Below are 16,255 nucleotides of genomic sequence, written 5' to 3' on the forward strand. Positions count from 1 at the left end.
AAATACAAAAGCAATCCTGTGAACATTCATGTCCGCGGCAAAAGACGTTTAAGGAGCGGCTTTCTTTCGCTATAATAGTACTGCGGACGGGGTGTCCGCACACGAAATGAAAAGAAAGTTGATGATAAAGATGAAACAATATGACGTAATCGTAATCGGCGGAGGCCCTTCAGGCTTGATGGCTGCGATTGCAGCAGGAGAACAGGGCGCTGGCGTGTTGCTGATAGATAAAGGAAATAAATTAGGACGGAAACTCGCGATTTCCGGGGGCGGCCGCTGTAATGTGACGAACCGCCTTCCTGTGGAAGAAATTATCAAGCACATCCCCGGCAACGGGCGTTTTTTATACAGCGCGTTTTCTGAATTTAATAATGAAGACATTATCAAGTTTTTTGAAAACCTCGGCATTCAATTGAAGGAAGAGGATCACGGCCGGATGTTTCCTGTGACCGACAAAGCCCAAAGTGTCGTTGACGCGCTGTTAAACAGGCTGAAGCAGCTCCGCGTAACAATCAGAACGAACGAGAAAATTAAATCTGTTATATATGAAGATGGACAGGCAGCAGGGATTGTGACGAATAATGGCGAAATGATCCATAGCCAGGCAGTCATTATCGCTGTAGGCGGTAAAAGCGTGCCTCATACCGGAAGCACGGGAGACGGCTATGAATGGGCTGAAGCCGCGGGCCATACCATAACAGAGCTGTTTCCGACAGAGGTTCCAGTCACTTCTGGCGAACCGTTCATTAAGCAAAAAACACTTCAGGGCTTATCACTAAGAGATGTAGCCGTTAGTGTGTTAAATAAAAAAGGCAAACCGATTATCACACATAAAATGGACATGCTGTTTACCCATTTCGGCCTCTCAGGACCTGCCATTCTCAGATGCAGCCAATTTGTCGTAAAAGAGCTGAAAAAACAGCCTCAAGTGCCGATCAGAATCGACTTGTATCCGGATATCAATGAAGAAACGCTTTTCCAAAAGATGTATAAAGAACTGAAGGAAGCACCGAAAAAAACCATTAAAAACGTGCTGAAGCCTTGGATGCAGGAGCGCTATCTCCTATTCCTGCTCGAAAAAAACGGCATCTCTCCGAACGTATCGTTTTCTGAGCTGCCGAAGGATCCTTTCAGACAATTTGTAAGGGACTGCAAGCAGTTTACTGTCCTCGCAAATGGCACACTGTCGCTTGATAAGGCATTTGTCACGGGAGGCGGGGTATCTGTAAAAGAAATTGACCCGAAAAAGATGGCTTCTAAAAAAATGGAGGGGCTTTATTTTTGCGGTGAAATTCTGGATATCCACGGCTACACAGGCGGATACAATATTACCTCCGCCCTTGTCACAGGCAGGCTTGCAGGGCTAAATGCCGGGCAATACGCCCGTTCTTAATCATTACTCTTTAAATCTCTTGCCGCCAAACTCACATTTGAACATTCCCCGCATTCATGTTAGGGTGAGACTTGTTTTGTTTCACCTGATTGCGGGGTAATTTTAAGAGAGGAATGAGCTGCCATCGTACGACCATACTAAGCCTGCGAGCAAGATATAGGCGTACACAAAAAATTAGAGGGTGAGAAATGTTGAAACATATATCTAGTGTATTTTGGATTGTGATTGCAATCACAGCTGCAGCTGTATTATGGGGTGTTATTTCTCCTGACAGCCTGCAAAATGTGTCTCAATCGGCACAAGCATTTATTACCGATTCATTTGGTTGGTATTATCTTTTAGTTGTCTCTTTGTTTGTCGGGTTTTGTCTCTTTTTGATTTTCAGCCCGATCGGAAAAATCAAACTCGGAAAGCCTGATGAAAAACCGGAATTCGGGTTATTATCATGGTTTGCCATGCTGTTCAGCGCAGGCATGGGAATCGGCTTAGTATTCTACGGTGCGGCTGAACCGATCAGCCATTACGCAATTAGCTCTCCATCAGGTGAAACAGAAACCCCCCAAGCCTTCAGAGATGCACTCCGCTATACGTTTTTCCACTGGGGTTTGCACGCTTGGGCCATTTATGCCATTGTGGCATTATGCATTGCCTATTTCCAATTCCGCAAAGGCGCACCCGGGTTAATCAGCAGCACACTGTCACCGATTCTCGGGGATAAAGTAAACGGACCGATCGGAAAGGCCATTGACTGTATTGCAGTTTTCGCCACTGTTGTCGGGGTGTCAACAAGTCTTGGTCTTGGCGCAACCCAAATTAACGGCGGTTTGAATTACCTGTTCGGCATTCCGAATGCGTTTATCGTCCAATTGGTTTTAATCATTATTGTGACAGTGCTCTTTTTACTTTCTGCGTGGAGCGGACTCGGAAAAGGAATTAAGTATTTAAGCAACACAAACATGGTATTGGCCGGATTGTTAATGTTGTTTATGCTCGTTGTCGGGCCTACAGTGCTGATCATGAACTCATTTACAGATTCTATCGGACAATACATTCAAAATATCGTTCAAATGAGCTTCAGACTGACACCGAACGATCCTGAAAAACGCGAATGGATTAACAGCTGGACGATTTTCTATTGGGCATGGTGGATTTCCTGGTCTCCATTTGTCGGCATTTTCATCGCCCGTGTATCCAGAGGCCGGACGATCCGAGAATTTTTAATTGGCGTCTTGGTGACACCTTGTATTTTGACATTTCTATGGTTCTCCATTTTCGGCGTATCAGCCATGGATCTCCAGCAAAAAGGCACGTTCAATGTAGCAAAGCTGTCCACTGAAACGATGCTGTTCGGAACACTTGATCACTATCCGCTGACAATGGTGACATCGATCCTTGCATTGATTCTGATCGCAGTATTCTTTATCACGTCTGCTGATTCAGCTACATTCGTGCTGGGCATGCAGACGTCGTACGGTTCTTTAAATCCGGCGAATTCTGTGAAACTCAGCTGGGGGATCATTCAGTCCGCCATGGCGGCTGTGCTCCTATATTCTGGAGGGCTTGCCGCTTTGCAGAACACAGCGATTCTGGCAGCGCTGCCGTTTTCTATCGTTATCCTGCTGATGATTGCCTCTCTCTATCAATCGCTCTCAAAAGAAAGAAGAGAGATCAAAAAAGCGGAGAAACTCGATAAACCGAGAAGTCCAAGAGTGAAAAAAGCATATTAACAAAAAAGATCTTTCCGCGCCTGCGGGAAGATCTTTTTATTTGCGATATAAAATAAGGGCGGAAAAACAGTAAAGCTGCTCGCCGTCTGGGTCGCACGCCGCCGAAACCGTATATTTGATATCAATCAGCTGCTCCTCCGATATCCCTTTTAAAAATGAATTGATTTCCGTTTGTAAGTCTTTTTCATGCTCTTCATCAAATACCGCTACCTTCAGCATTTTATCCGCTCTCCTTTCTCTATCAATCTATTCCGTTTGGAACAGCCTTATGATAGAGAAATGATGATTATCTCGTTTCCGGATAAAAAGCTTTCCGTATATGGGATTCCCTCTGTGGCTCGCCGCCTTGCTGCTCCACTTTCAGCAGCACGGCATAAACAATCCGCATATGGCAGTAGCTGATCAGGCTGACGCTGAAAAAAGGGACAATGCCGGGCAGGTACGCAAGCAAGAAAAAGAGAGCAACAGTCAGCGCAAGCATAGTAAGCGTATATTGCAAATACGCCACACTGAGCAAGAGCGAAAATTTCACATACAGACGTTTTTTCCAGTCAAAATGGACAAGCAGCGGAAACACATAAAAAAGCATGGATACGAACAAAAAGCCAAATATCATAATGGCGAAGCGCAGGATGTGCAGAAGGAAATGACTTGGATAAATGAAGGCCAAATCAATATAAATGATCACTCCGATGAGCGCCAGTACAGCTCCGAGCAGATTTGAACGAAAAAATTCACCCTTGTATTCCTGCCAAAACGTTTTGAGCACCGGAACGTTGTCCTGCCCCTGAATCCACTTCCGCATGACAGCGAATAAAGCCGCGGTCGCGGGCATGATGCCAAACACACCGAGACCGAGCAACGTAAAAAACAGCCACAGCAAGTTTGTATACGCAAATCTCATGATCCATTCGCAAAAACGCAGCATCCGTCCCAGTGAGCCATCATGTTCCATGGTGCCCCCTCCTTTTTTTGCATTATACATTCTGCATCTGAAAAAGCTCTTTCATGCCGATCGGCTTCTTTTCGGCAACCGAGCGCCACATTCCCTCACCAACCGCGATGGAGTAGGCTCCAGCTTCAGCCCCGGCTAAAATATCATAGCGGCGCAGCGGGTCTTTTCCTAAAAAAAGATCCTCAAGCAAAAGCGGATCACCTCCGCCATGCCCCCCTTCATTTTTGACTACTTGTATCGTCTGCTTTGATTCAAAAAGCGGATAGTATTCGATTGTCTGCTCAGGAAAAGCAAACGGAATTCTGGAAGGTTCGTGAAATTCATTTGATTCAATACGCCCTTTTGTGCCGTTGATCGTCAGCCGGTAGCCTTCATACGGGGCCGAAAAAACAATCGAGTAGCTTAACAGTGCGCCGCCATCATATTTGACTGCCGCCACGTACGTATCCTCGATGTCAATTTCCTCGTCAAAAATACACGCGTCAGGCCTGTATGCAGTATATAAGCTAGACTGGTCTCCTGCTTCGAGATGATCATCTTTTATAGAAGCTTTAGAGGAACGGGGATGCCACCTTGAATAGTAGTGGCATTTTTCTTTGACCCGGCACGTCCCGCAAAAACGCCCGTCTTCTTCCGGCAAGGGGTTCCACTCACTGTCCGGCCCATAGTAATTCAAGGCGCCATAAGCAAATACCTCTTCCGGATTTTGCCCGAGCCACCAATTGACGAGATCAAAGTGATGTGTTGATTTATGGACAGAAAGACCGCCGGAAAACTGTCTCGACCTGTTCCAGCGTTTAAAATAGCTGGCGCCATGATACGTATCAATATACCAATTTAAATCAACGGAGGTGACCCTGCCTATTTTTCCGTCCAGAATCATTTCTTTTATTTTCCGATGAAACGGGCTGTAGCGATAGTTAAACGCGACGGTGACTTTTCCTTCGCTTTTGGCCTCCGCTTCAAGCACCCGATTCGCATCCTGCACTGTTGTCACCATTGGTTTTTCAGTAATTACATCTGTATCCCACTGAAGACTTTTTACAATATATGTGACATGCGTATCGTCCCTGCCTGCCACAATGACGATATCAGGCTTTGACACGCGCATCATCTCGTCAAAAGCATCTTCGCTAAACTCGGGCACGTGGGCCAGCTCGGGAAATTTCTTTTTGCAAACGGCAAAACGTTTCGGATCGGCATCCAGCAATCCCGTAATCTCATAATGAGTTGAAAACCGCTCCAACAGCGGTTTGATAAACATACTGAATGCTCTGCTGCTCAATCCGCAAAAGACGATGTTCTTCAATATCCTCACCTCTATCGGGCTTCAGTTAGTTGAGAAATCAGCTGCAGCGCTTCCTCTGTTTTTTCAGCGTACACAGGGATAAACGCCGCCATATCGCGATTCAATCGAAAAGAATAGCCGTTCAGCTGTTTTTTCCCTTTTTCGATCTGAACGGCATAGATCGTTTTTTCTCCTGTTTTTTTATTAACAGTTGTATAAGGAGATGTTTTTTTAGGAGGCAATCCGTTTAACGGCTGAAAATTTTCCGGATCATCGTAAGCTTGAAACATGTCTTCAGGCACGATGAAAACATCTCCCTCATGGGCGGTAATTTCAGTCAGCAGTTTTTCCTGAAAAGCTGGAAAGATATCGACCTTCCCGGCATTCTGCTCGGCGGCCTTTTTTATTTTTTCCTGTACGCCAGCCTGCATATCAGAAAAGAGAATGACATGCATTCCGTCCGGCCTGCTTGAGCATGATGCCAAAAAGAGCACTGAGACGATCACACACAAAGCCGTACGTATCTTTTTTGTCATTTCCCGGCTGACCTAAAAAGAGGCTCCAGCTCTGTCATAGCTAAAATAAACGCGCCGGCTCCGTGCAGGTCGTTTGTGCTTCTTTCGCGGCTGACATAATAGTCATAGAAACCGGCTGACGTTCCGACACATATGTCTTTGACGAGAAACGCGCCGTCTTCTGATGTTTCGGTTTTATGCTGAATCAAGCCTTGATACGCTTTTAGCAGTGTTGTTTCGTAAGCTCTGTCTAAATAGCCTTTATTGATTCCCTTCGCAAATGCGTACATGTACAGGCAGGATCCTGAGCTTTCCAGCCAGTTATCAGACCTGTCTCCCTTATCAACGATCTGATACCATAACCCCGTCTCTTTGTCTTGATAGCGGCAGATGCTTTCCATCATGTCCTGCAGCGTGTTTTTCCACCCATGACGGTTTGGATGCTTCTTCGGCAGCTCTTCAATCATGTCAGCAAGAGACATGACGTACCAGCCGATGGAACGTGCCCAAAATTCCGGTGAACAGCCTGTCTCTTCATTGGCCCAAGGCATTTTTTTCGCTTCATCCCAGGCGTGATAAAAGAGTCCGGTTTTTGCATCCTTCGTATGCTTTCTCATCAATGACTCCTGCAGCACGACCTGATCAAACAGCTCCGGCTCCTGCTTCAGATTGGCATATTTCAGTGCGAACGGCCCCCCCATGTATAAGCCGTCAAGCCACATTTGGTATGGATAACCGTCTTTGTGCCAAAAACCGCCCTCAGACGTCCGGTTCAGTGTTCCATATAAACCGCGCAGCCTTTTTGCCGCTTTGGCATACCGTTCATCCTTCGTCTGCTCGTATAATGGAAAAAGAATGAGACCCGCTTGAATGGCGTCCAGTTCATCTCTTCTAAATAATAGATTGCCATAATCATCGATTAAGAGATCTGCATAGGCCTTCGCATACTCAAAATACCGCTTTTCCCCGGTTGCTTCCCACAGCCGCAATACACCGCATAAGAAAACACCCTGGTGGTAGTGCCAGCGGTTTGCAGGAGGCAGCTCCTGGACTGTGTACGTATTCATAATGGTTTTTGCCAATGCCTCCGCGTACGTAAGAGGCGATTTTACAGCGATTGATTGATCCATTGATCCCATCCCTTTCTTAATAAATTCCTTCCTCGCCAAATTTCTTCGCTAAACGATTCGCTAGCATGACCAAAATCAGCCCGACCGCCGCTTTAAATACGCCGACTGCTGTACTGTAGCTGAATTGGCCCTGTTTCAGCCCTGCAGTATAAACATACGTATCAAAAATTTCCGCCACTTCCCTGTTAGTCGCATTTAACAGCAAATACACATGCTCGAAGCCAAGCTCCAGCGTGTCTCCGATTTTCAAAATCAGCAAAACGACGATAACGCTTTTAATGGCGGGCAGCGTAATATGCCACATTTGCCGCAGCCGTCCCGCTCCGTCCATTTTCGCCGCTTCATACAGCTGGGGGTCAACCGCTGTAATGGCCGCCAGATAAATGATCGTCGACCAGCCTGCTTCCCTCCAGATAACCTGCAGAATATACAGGGGCCGGAACCATTCTTCGTTCAGCAGAAAATTGATTTTTTCACCGCCAAAAAACACAATCAGTTCATTAATCAAGCCTCCGTCTACCGTTAAAAGCACAAACGAAAGCGATACAACAATGACCCAAGACATAAAATGCGGGATATAAATCAGCGTCTGAACAAATTTTTTAAAGAGAGCAATCCGCACTTCGTTCAATAGAAGCGCCAGCAGTATCGGCACCGGGAAAAATATGGCCAGGTTCAAAGCAAATAACACGAGCGTGTTTTTTAACAAGAGAAAAAATGTAGGCTCAGTAAACAGCCTGATAAAATGCTTCAGCCCCACCCACTCACTGCCCAAAATGCCGAGGAACGGCTGATAATCCTGAAACGCAATCACAATTCCCCACATCGGGACATACTTAAAAAGCAAAAAATAAATACACCCCGGCAAAATCATCAAGTACAAATATTTTTGCTGAATCAGCTTGATTAGTAAGCGCTTTCTTTTTTCTTTTTTAAAAATGACTGTATCAACAGCCGGCGCTTGCGCTTCTGCTGTTTTCATTTTTTCCCAGCCTCCTTTCACGGGTTCTTGCATTCACTGTAGCGCAGAGGTAAAAGTCCGTCTACAATCATATGATCACATCCTGTTTTATCCCTTTATAATCAAAGGTTCAGGAGGTCCACCTGAAAAAAAGACACCGATATTAGAAAATGATTATTGACAATATCTATCAATCTTTGGATTAATTGTATTAAGGTGAAGTGGATGTTATGAAATGGGGGGTTTTATGAAAAGAAGCCAATACAAGTTTTACTACAAACTGATTACGTTTTTCTGCCTGCTCAGCACCATTCCGGTTATTTTGGTCGGATTGTTTTCGTACGAGCACTCTCAGAAAACGGCTATTTCCAACGTTTCAGAGGAAAAATTCGACACACTCCAGCAGACCCAGCAAAGCATCGAGCATATATTGAAAACCGTCGATCACTCTTTAACCCACTATGTGAGTTCGCCGCCTCTCCTTCGCACATTGTCCGAGCCTTTGCACTCAGACCAATTCCAAATCTATAACCAAGTGAACCAAGAGCTCAATTATCTGCAAAGCTTTGATACCGATCTGTCCAACATGACGTTAGTCAGTTATACGAAAAAATGGTACATGAACAATTCTGGTTTGTACCGTTTGAATACAGATACTCTTCATGAAGCAGCCTCAGCATACACGAAACACAAAGCGAGCCGTTCCTATTGGACGCTTGAGGAAAACAATCATTTGATTTCAACCAAAGAAGGCACATCAGAAAACTGCCGCTACAATATCAATTTAATTAAGCAGCTTCCTTTGAACAGCACAAATACAAAGGGATTGGCCGCCGCAAGCATCCCGAGCTGCTCGCTTGTCAAAAATATGCCTGGCTATTCAAACGCCAACAACCTGTTTATCATCGATGAAAAAGGCCGCATCATCCTTCATAACAATATGTCTGACGTTGGTGAAACTCTTCATAACGACGGCTTTGTCCAAAAAGTGCTGGCGCAAACCGCCAATAGCGGACAGTTTGAAACAGTTATTGACCGGATTCATTATAAAGTCACCTATCAAAAATCTGACTATAATACATGGACTTATTTTTCTCTCGTTTCCCTGCCTGAGCTAAAAAAAGAAGCCAAATCAATCGGCTGGATCACTTTTGCAGTATGCCTTATTTTGTTAACGCTTTCATTATTGTTCTCCTGGCTGGGCTCCCGCCATTTTTACAAGCCGATCAGGGTGCTTTACGAATCATTCGCAAGACATGGAGCCATACAAGAGAAACAACAGCCTCCTCAAAATGAATTTGAGTTAATTGAACAGAGCTTTAAGCAGCTGAAGGACAGAAATGACGACCTTGAAGAAACGATGAAGCAGCAGGCCACTCATCTGCAGCAATATTTTATGGTCAGGCTTATGCTCGGAAAACTGACGGATGAGGAGGTTGATAACCGTTTTGAAAGCCTCGGTTTAAAGCAAAATTGGCGACACCTTGCCTTGCTTGTGCTCCAAATTGACACACTGAATCATACGCCTTATGAGAAAAAAGATATGGATCTGCTTTTGTTTGCCGTCAACAGCCTGATTGAGCGCAGCATCCCGACGGACAAACATCTTGCCCCCGCCGTAGTTGACAAACAGCAGGCGACGATTTTGATCAACCAAAGCGGGACAAAAGAAGAATTCATAGCTGAGCTGAATGAGACTGCAAGGATGATTCAGGAAAAAGCGGAAGCTGAGCTGCAGCTGTCTGTCAGCATCGGCATCAGCCAGCCGTTTGATGTGCTGACAAAAGCGAAAACAGCCTATGCGGAAGGCTCAGAAGCGTTGAAATACCGGCTTAAAGCGGAAAACAAGTCGATCATCTTTTACGAAGACCTTGACCAGAAAAAAACCTTCAAAACCCATTTTCCAAAGCAGCTTCAGCATGAGCTGTTCGATGCCGTTAAAGCAGGAGACAAGGAGAAAGCGGATAAATGCCTGCACGCGATTTTGCAAGCCATTTTCACCCAGAACACCAACCCGTATCAATTTCAAATCGCCATCGCCCGTTTTTTGAACCATGTGATTGAGCTGATGCATGTGCTCGGGATCGAATTGTTTGAGCTTGAAGAAAACAAAATGCTGTATGACCAAATTTTTGAGCTGAAAACGTTCGAGGATACCGAAAACTGGCTAAAGAATGAGTTTATTGATCCGATGACAGACAAAGTGAACGCCCGCGCGGATGCCCAGTACAAAAATATTTCCGACAACATCATTCATATCATCCATCATGAGTTTGAATCCGAATTGACACTGGACGAAATCGCGCGCAGGCTGCATTACAACCCAAATTATTTAAGCAGCATTTTCAAAAAAGAAATGGGAATTTCATTCAGCGAGTATGTCTCAAGCTACCGACACCATATGGCGAAAAGCTGGCTTGCCGAAACAGACATGGCGGTCAAGGACATTGCCGAAAAGCTGAAATATAAAAACTCGCAAAATTTTATCAGATCATTTAAGAAGCTGGAGGGGATTACACCGGGAAACTACCGCCAGCAAAAAAGAAGCATGTAAAAAACCCAAAACCGCTTGCGCGTTTTGGGTTTTTCCAATGTTATTTTGCTTGTTTAAACGCTTCTTCGTATTCCTGAATAATTTGTTTTCCTCCGCTTGACTCCCATTTTTCCACTTCTTTATCGAACTGGCTTTCTGTGATGTCTCCAATCATATATTTGTAGGTCGCGTCATCAATGATTTTCTTCAGTTCGTCACCCCGTTCCGACTCCGATGCGGAATACAGGCTTTCAGCCGGGTTTGAGACGATAATCTTTTCATTGTCCTCGGTCAGCTCCTCGTACGCCGTCCGAAGCGGATCTCCAGTGTTTTTTAAGTAGGCTTTATCAATGGCAATTAAAGCGGACAGCGGCTGAATATCAGTCTGCCAGTCTTTTACCTGGCTTTCTTTGCGTGTAAACGTTTTGTCCTCACCTTTGTTGTAATGAACGCCGTCAATGCCATAAGTCATCAGGCTATAGACATCTTCTTCGGCAATTCGGTCAAAAAACGCCAAGATCCGTTTAAGCTCAGCTTCCGTTTTCACACTCGTTTTCGGGAAAGCAAACACGCCGTTATGGCCTCCTGATGCCCATACCCGCTCTTTCCCATCTGGGCCTTTTATGCGGTTGATGATCTCGAGCTTCATCGATTTATCAGAGGCATGGTCGCGCAGATTGACCGCATCTACCATATTGCCAATATAAATTCCGGCTTTTCCTTGAGAAAACAGCTCCTGCTGCTGGGTTTTGCTTGTGACGGGAAAATCCTTATTCATATACCCGTTATCACGCAGCTTTTTCATATAGTTCATCGTGTCTTTGTATTCCTGTGTCATGAAATCAGGCGTGAATTTGCCGCCCGATTCCTTCCAATCTGTCGGCATGCCTTCATACGAGCCAATCGTTTTAAACGCGCCGTAAATCAAGTCATTACGGTCTGCCAGCCCGATCGTATCATCTTTCCCATCCTTGTCCGGGTCGTCCTCCGTAAATGCTTTGGCCACTTCATAAAGCTCATCCAACGTTTTCGGGGTTTTCAAATTTAAATTGTCCAGCCAGTCCTTCCGAATGACGATCCCCTGTCTGGAAAGCGGGCGCTCTCTGTATATCCCGTAGAGCTTGCCGTCAATTGTCACATTTTTATTAATGAGTTTGTTCATTTTGTTTAAGTTGGGATAATCCTTGATATAATCGCCGATTTCCCAAAACATTCCTGACCGGAAGGCATTCATGACTGACGAATTTTTAATATCCTGGATGGTCACGATTTGCGGAAGATTGCCGGCTGCAAGCGCCGCATTCAGCCTGTCTTCTTTCACCGCATCTGGAACCCAGGTGATGTCGAGTTCTGTATTTGTCAGCTTTTCAATTTCTTTAATCGCCCTGTCTTTCGGCGGCTGCTGGTGATACAAAATCGCCATCCAAGACAGCTTTACCTTTGAATCCGAGTCAGCTTTGCCTTCAGCCGCAGACTGTTCAGTTCCTTTACAGCCCGCCAGCACTCCGCCGAGTGCCAGTACAAGCACAATCAAAAGCACCCTCCATTTGTTTCCCATCGTACCCCTCCGTTTCATATTTCTTTATCCTTTGACAGATCCCAGCAAAGCTCCTTTTGCAAAATGCTTTTGTATAAACGGATAGACAAGCAGAACAGGGATGGTCGCCACCACTATGACCGCCATTTTAATGGTTTGCTCAGGCGGCGGGCTGCCCGACCCCATTTCAGACATATCCCCTTGCATACCGCTTGATACAATGACGATTTGGCGCAGAAGAACCTGAATCGGCCATTTTGCTGAATCATTTAAGTACAAGATCGCTGTCATATACGTGTTCCAATACGTGACCGCATAAAATAGTGAAATCGTTGCGATCGCAGGAAGAGACAGCGGCAGCACAATTTTAAAGAATATGCCCAGATCATTGCACCCGTCAATTTTCGCGGACTCTTCCAGGCTTGATGGGATATTTTGAAAGAAGTTTTTCAGAATGATCAGGTTAAAGGCATTAATGGCTGTCGGCAAAATAAGCGCCCAGTAAGAATCGAGTAATCCAAGCGATTTGACCACAAGGAAAGTCGGAATCATGCCGCCGCTAAACAGCATCGTAAATACGACGAGAAACATGAGCGGCTGCCGGCCGATTAAATCACGGCGGGATAACCCATAAGCCATCAGTGAAGAAAGAAACATGCTGACCGCAGTGCCTATCACTGTCACAAACACAGAAACAAGCAAACTCTTATAAATAATATCTGTTGAAAAAATGTAGCGATAAGCATCTAGCGAAAAAGTGGTCGGTATTAAAATGAATTTTTTCGACACGACTTCTTCTACTGTGGCGAAAGATGCTGCGATGACATGAATGAACGGAAGTACGCATATTAAAGCGAACATCAGCAAGAAACCATAAATCAACATATCAAACAGACGGTTTTTCAGTGAATGTGCGATAGCACCCACCTCTCTTTGTAAGCGTTATCATATTTTTGGAAACCGAGCTCAGCATGTGACGATATCGTGTCTAAAATGTAGCAAATCTGTGATTGCCATGTCTATAATCATTTGAACAGTGTCCCCGGCCGGGCGGGGGCTGCCGCGAATTGAGACCGATAACAAAAGAAAAAGAGCATAATCTTAGAAAATGATTATGCTCCGTTCTCCTCCTCGTTCAGAAGTTCAGCCGTATTGATTTGTGGCGAAAACCCAAGTTCATTCACGGCAGATTCAATGGACCATGGCCGGCCCGGATTATCAGAGACGGCGTAATAAGTGCCATACCGGATGTTGGTCTCAATGGCGGCTTTGAAAATCGACAGCAGATCGGGGTGAGAAAGCAGTGTCTTTTTCGTCCGTTCTTTTTCATGCAGCGTATCCATTTCATCTGTGACGACTGTTCCGATTCGAAGGTTGATTACTGATAGCTTATTTTCCAAATAAAACAAATGGCCGATCTGTTCAGAGGTCAGCTTTAATACACCGTACAAGTTTTTTGACAGCGGATAATCGCTTGTTGTGATTTCCCGTCCTAAGAGCGAGCGCCCGTCTTTTTCATATACATCTGTGACATGATTGCTGCTGGCGAACACGAGCTTTTGAATGCCGAGCTCCGCTGCCGCACGGCACAGATAATAGCTTGCCCTATAGAAAACATCCGTCATTTTTTCAAACTCAGCGATGTCCATAATATCGTATTTGATTTTCACAGCGAGTAAATTCAAGATGGCATCGGTATCTTTTGGAATCTTCTTCAACAGCTCCTCATAATTTGCCGCGTCAGCCTGAATGGAAGAGGCTTTGCCATCGAAATGATCTTTATCAAGCACTGTCACTTCATAGTCTGAAATAAGCCCTTCAGCAAGCAGTCTCCCAATCACACCATTTCCGCCGGCGATCAGCACTTTTTTCACGATGTTCACTCCCCTTTTTTATAGATTGCCCATTTTCGGCGGGGCTGACACTTTTTTTGGCAATCACATTCTTAGGCTTATTCAAAAGTCACCGGCAGCTCCTCAAGCGCCCGAAATCCAAAAAGCGGCCGATACCGCCATTCAAAATCCGCGAGCTTAAGGCTGGGCATCCGCTGCAGAAGAGTGTTAATCGCAATTTGCGCTTCTAATCGTGCCAGCGAGGACCCTAAACAAACATGATGGCCATGACCGAATGAAAGATGCTGATTAGGACTTCTCGTAATATCGAAGACATCCGGGTTCGTGAAAATGCTTGGGTCTCGATTAGCCGCTCCTAACAAAAGATAGACTTGCTCTCCTTGACGGATCGTCACCCCGCTGATGTCAATATCCTCTGACGCAACTCTGGCTGTCATTTGCGTGGGGCTTTCATAGCGTAAACATTCCTCGACTGCGGTACCAATAAGATCTGGATTTTCTCTCAGTTTCAAAAGCTGTTCTGGATGCTGCAGCAGACAAAGGACTGAATTGCTGATGAGATTAACCGTTGTCTCATGTCCGGCGATCGCCAGCAATATGCACGTAGATGCCGCCTCCTCTTCCGTCAGCTTATCATTTTCTTTCCCCTTCAAGAGCATGCTGATCATATCCTGTTGTGGGTGGCGTTTTCTCTTTTGAATCAGCTCTTTGAAATATGCCATAGCCTGCACAGCCATAATATTGCCCTCTGTTAATGCCTTTCTTGACCGGGTAAAATCAATCGTTTGAATGAGACTCCCAGCCCACTCCTTTAATTGCTCCCTATCTTCCTCCGGTACACCTATAATGTTAGCTATGACAAAGCTTGCTAAAGGAAAAGCAAAGTCCGAAATGACCTCCATCTTTTTTTCACCTTGCACTTGATCAAGCAAATGATGGACAGTTTCAATGATATACGGCTGATAACTCTCTGTCGCTCTCGGCGTAAATGCTCCGCTGGCAAGCGTCCGCAATCGTCTATGATCAGGCTGGTTCTGAAACAGCATCATTTGATTTTGCACATGTGAAAGGTCCTGATATTTGGTCGAGCTCTCAGGCAGCGGGGTGCGGACTTTGAATCTCGCATCTTTCAAAATAGCAGCCGTTTCTTCATATCCTGTGACATACCAGCCCGGGTATTTTAAGAAACTCCCTTTATAGATAGGATGAACAGCTCGCAATGTGTCGTAAAAAGAATATGGGTTTTTCAAAAACTCAGAAGATGCAGTTGACGATGCAATTGTCACGTGATTTTCTCCTTTCTGTTCAAAAATAAAAGCAATCGACATCATACCGATTGCTTTTATTGATTCTTTCAGCTTTTCGCACTTAAACTAGCCTTCATTTCTTCGACTGATTCAACTTCAAAGCCTAAATCAATCAGCATTTTATGATCCTCCGTCTCCTCTTGCCCGGCAGTTGTTAAGTAGTCTCCGACAAAAATGGAGTTTGCGGCGTAAAGCCCTAATGGCTGCAATGTGCGGAGATTGACCTCTCTTCCTCCGGAAATGCGAATTTCTTTTGATGGATTGATAAAACGGAACAGCGCCAGCACTTTTAAACAATACAGCGGGTTTAATTCGTTGACGCCTTCTAACGGCGTGCCATCAATTGCATGCAAAAAATTCACAGGAATGGAATCCGCGTCAAGAGCCTTCAAGCTTTTGGCGATGTCAATGACATCCTGTTTCGTCTCCTTCATCCCGATAATGGCGCCTGAACACGGAGACAACCCCGATTCTTTTGCGATTTCAACCGTATTGACTCTGTCATCGTATGTATGTGAGGTCGTGATGTTTGAATGGTTCCTCTGTGACGTATTCAAATTATGATTATAACGGTCTACTCCGGCATCTTTGAGACGCTTCGCCTGCTCTGGCTTCAACAGTCCGAGACACGCACAAACCTTCAGTCCATACGTCTCTTTAATTTCCTGAACCGCATCTACGACCTGATCCACTTCTCTGTTAGACGGCCCTCTGCCGCTTGCCACGATACAATATGTGCCGATATTCAGATCGTGCGCCCGCTTCGCGCCTTCAAGCAGCGTTTCCTTATTCACCATCCGGTAAGACTCAATCGGCGCTTTCGAAATCGCAGACTGTGAACAATAGCCGCAGTTTTCCGGGCAGAGCCCGGATTTCGCATTCATAATCATATTGAGCTTTACTTTTTTTCCATAAAAGTGTTTTCTGATATGAAAAGCTCCATGCATTAATAGCAAAATATCTTCATCAGGACAATGTAATATTGAAAGCGCCTCTTCGTCAGTCACTTCTGCTCCAGCCAGCACCCGGTCTGCAAGTTCCATCCATTGATTCATT

14 protein-coding genes are annotated in these 16,255 nt (G+C 45.2%); 3 read left to right on the top strand and 11 right to left on the bottom strand.

The genetic code is table 11. The features are described 5' to 3' along the window. Window positions 1–130 precede the first annotated feature (130 nt). Together MKX38_RS15160 and opuD are read left to right on the top strand one after the other, a co-directional pair. Entirely contained in the window at window positions 131–1,393 is a 1,263-nt protein-coding gene (locus tag MKX38_RS15160) for an NAD(P)/FAD-dependent oxidoreductase (RefSeq protein WP_072173641.1), read from the top strand. 188 nt (window positions 1,394–1,581) lie between these two features. Continuing rightward, window positions 1,582–3,120, top strand: coding sequence for a glycine betaine transporter OpuD (gene opuD, locus MKX38_RS15165; protein WP_015384403.1), 1,539 nt, complete (start codon window positions 1,582–1,584; stop codon window positions 3,118–3,120). A gap of 36 nt (window positions 3,121–3,156) precedes the next feature. Here opuD and MKX38_RS15170 read toward each other — a convergent pair whose 3' ends face one another. The 6 genes from MKX38_RS15170 to rmgP form a co-directional block, all read right to left on the bottom strand. Next, window positions 3,157–3,339 carry a sporulation protein Cse60 gene (locus MKX38_RS15170; protein WP_003223398.1) on the bottom strand — a complete coding sequence of 61 codons (183 nt, stop codon included), beginning with the start codon at window positions 3,337–3,339 and terminating at the stop codon, window positions 3,157–3,159. A gap of 67 nt (window positions 3,340–3,406) precedes the next feature. Beyond that, complete coding sequence (locus tag MKX38_RS15175; RefSeq protein ID WP_038828869.1) at window positions 3,407–4,075, bottom strand: YesL family protein; 669 nt, start codon at window positions 4,073–4,075, stop codon at window positions 3,407–3,409. A 22-nt stretch (window positions 4,076–4,097) separates the two neighbouring features. Beyond that, window positions 4,098–5,384 (bottom strand): Gfo/Idh/MocA family oxidoreductase, encoded by a 1,287-nt coding sequence (locus tag MKX38_RS15180; protein WP_021480330.1) that lies wholly within the window; start codon window positions 5,382–5,384, stop codon window positions 4,098–4,100. An 11-nt stretch (window positions 5,385–5,395) separates the two neighbouring features. Beyond that, window positions 5,396–5,899, bottom strand: coding sequence for a rhamnogalaturonan transport/degradation protein RmgS (rmgS, locus tag MKX38_RS15185; RefSeq protein WP_080332618.1), 504 nt, complete (start codon window positions 5,897–5,899; stop codon window positions 5,396–5,398). Continuing rightward, on the bottom strand, window positions 5,896–7,017 hold the full coding sequence (gene rmgQ / locus MKX38_RS15190) for an unsaturated rhamnogalacturonyl hydrolase (protein ID WP_128993297.1): 1,122 nt from the start codon (window positions 7,015–7,017) through the stop codon (window positions 5,896–5,898). Before rmgQ ends, rmgS begins: the two co-directional genes overlap by 4 nt. Window positions 7,018–7,024: 7 nt before the next feature. Next, window positions 7,025–7,990 carry a polygalacturonan/rhamnogalacturonan ABC transporter permease gene (gene rmgP / locus MKX38_RS15195; RefSeq protein ID WP_029946384.1) on the bottom strand — a complete coding sequence of 322 codons (966 nt, stop codon included), beginning with the start codon at window positions 7,988–7,990 and terminating at the stop codon, window positions 7,025–7,027. 214 nt (window positions 7,991–8,204) lie between these two features. Here rmgP and MKX38_RS15200 point away from each other — a divergent pair, with 214 nt between their 5' ends. Then, window positions 8,205–10,523, top strand: a complete 2,319-nt coding sequence (locus MKX38_RS15200; RefSeq protein WP_169037753.1) for a helix-turn-helix domain-containing protein — start codon at window positions 8,205–8,207, stop codon at window positions 10,521–10,523. Window positions 10,524–10,563: 40 nt separating this feature from the next. Here the strand turns inward: MKX38_RS15200 and MKX38_RS15205 are convergent, their stop codons facing one another. From MKX38_RS15205 to bioB, 5 genes are all read right to left on the bottom strand, one after another. Then, the gene (locus MKX38_RS15205; protein ID WP_339187610.1) at window positions 10,564–12,060 is read right to left on the bottom strand and encodes an extracellular solute-binding protein; all 1,497 of its coding nucleotides are present in this window, start codon (window positions 12,058–12,060) and stop codon (window positions 10,564–10,566) included. Between the two features lie 24 nt (window positions 12,061–12,084). Further along, on the bottom strand, window positions 12,085–12,945 hold the full coding sequence (locus MKX38_RS15210; protein ID WP_010886597.1) for a carbohydrate ABC transporter permease: 861 nt from the start codon (window positions 12,943–12,945) through the stop codon (window positions 12,085–12,087). Between the two features lie 206 nt (window positions 12,946–13,151). Next, on the bottom strand, window positions 13,152–13,913 hold the full coding sequence (locus MKX38_RS15215) for an NAD(P)-dependent oxidoreductase (RefSeq protein WP_003245974.1): 762 nt from the start codon (window positions 13,911–13,913) through the stop codon (window positions 13,152–13,154). Between the two features lie 77 nt (window positions 13,914–13,990). Further along, window positions 13,991–15,178 (bottom strand): biotin biosynthesis cytochrome P450, encoded by a 1,188-nt coding sequence (gene bioI, locus MKX38_RS15220; RefSeq protein ID WP_339187612.1) that lies wholly within the window; start codon window positions 15,176–15,178, stop codon window positions 13,991–13,993. Between the two features lie 68 nt (window positions 15,179–15,246). Next, complete coding sequence (gene bioB, locus MKX38_RS15225) at window positions 15,247–16,254, bottom strand: biotin synthase BioB (RefSeq protein WP_339187614.1); 1,008 nt, start codon at window positions 16,252–16,254, stop codon at window positions 15,247–15,249. Window position 16,255: the final 1 nt, after the last annotated feature.

Origin of the sequence: Bacillus sp. FSL M8-0025, from assembly GCF_037975475.1 — a bacterium.
GTDB classification, from domain to species: domain Bacteria; phylum Bacillota; class Bacilli; order Bacillales; family Bacillaceae; genus Bacillus; species Bacillus subtilis.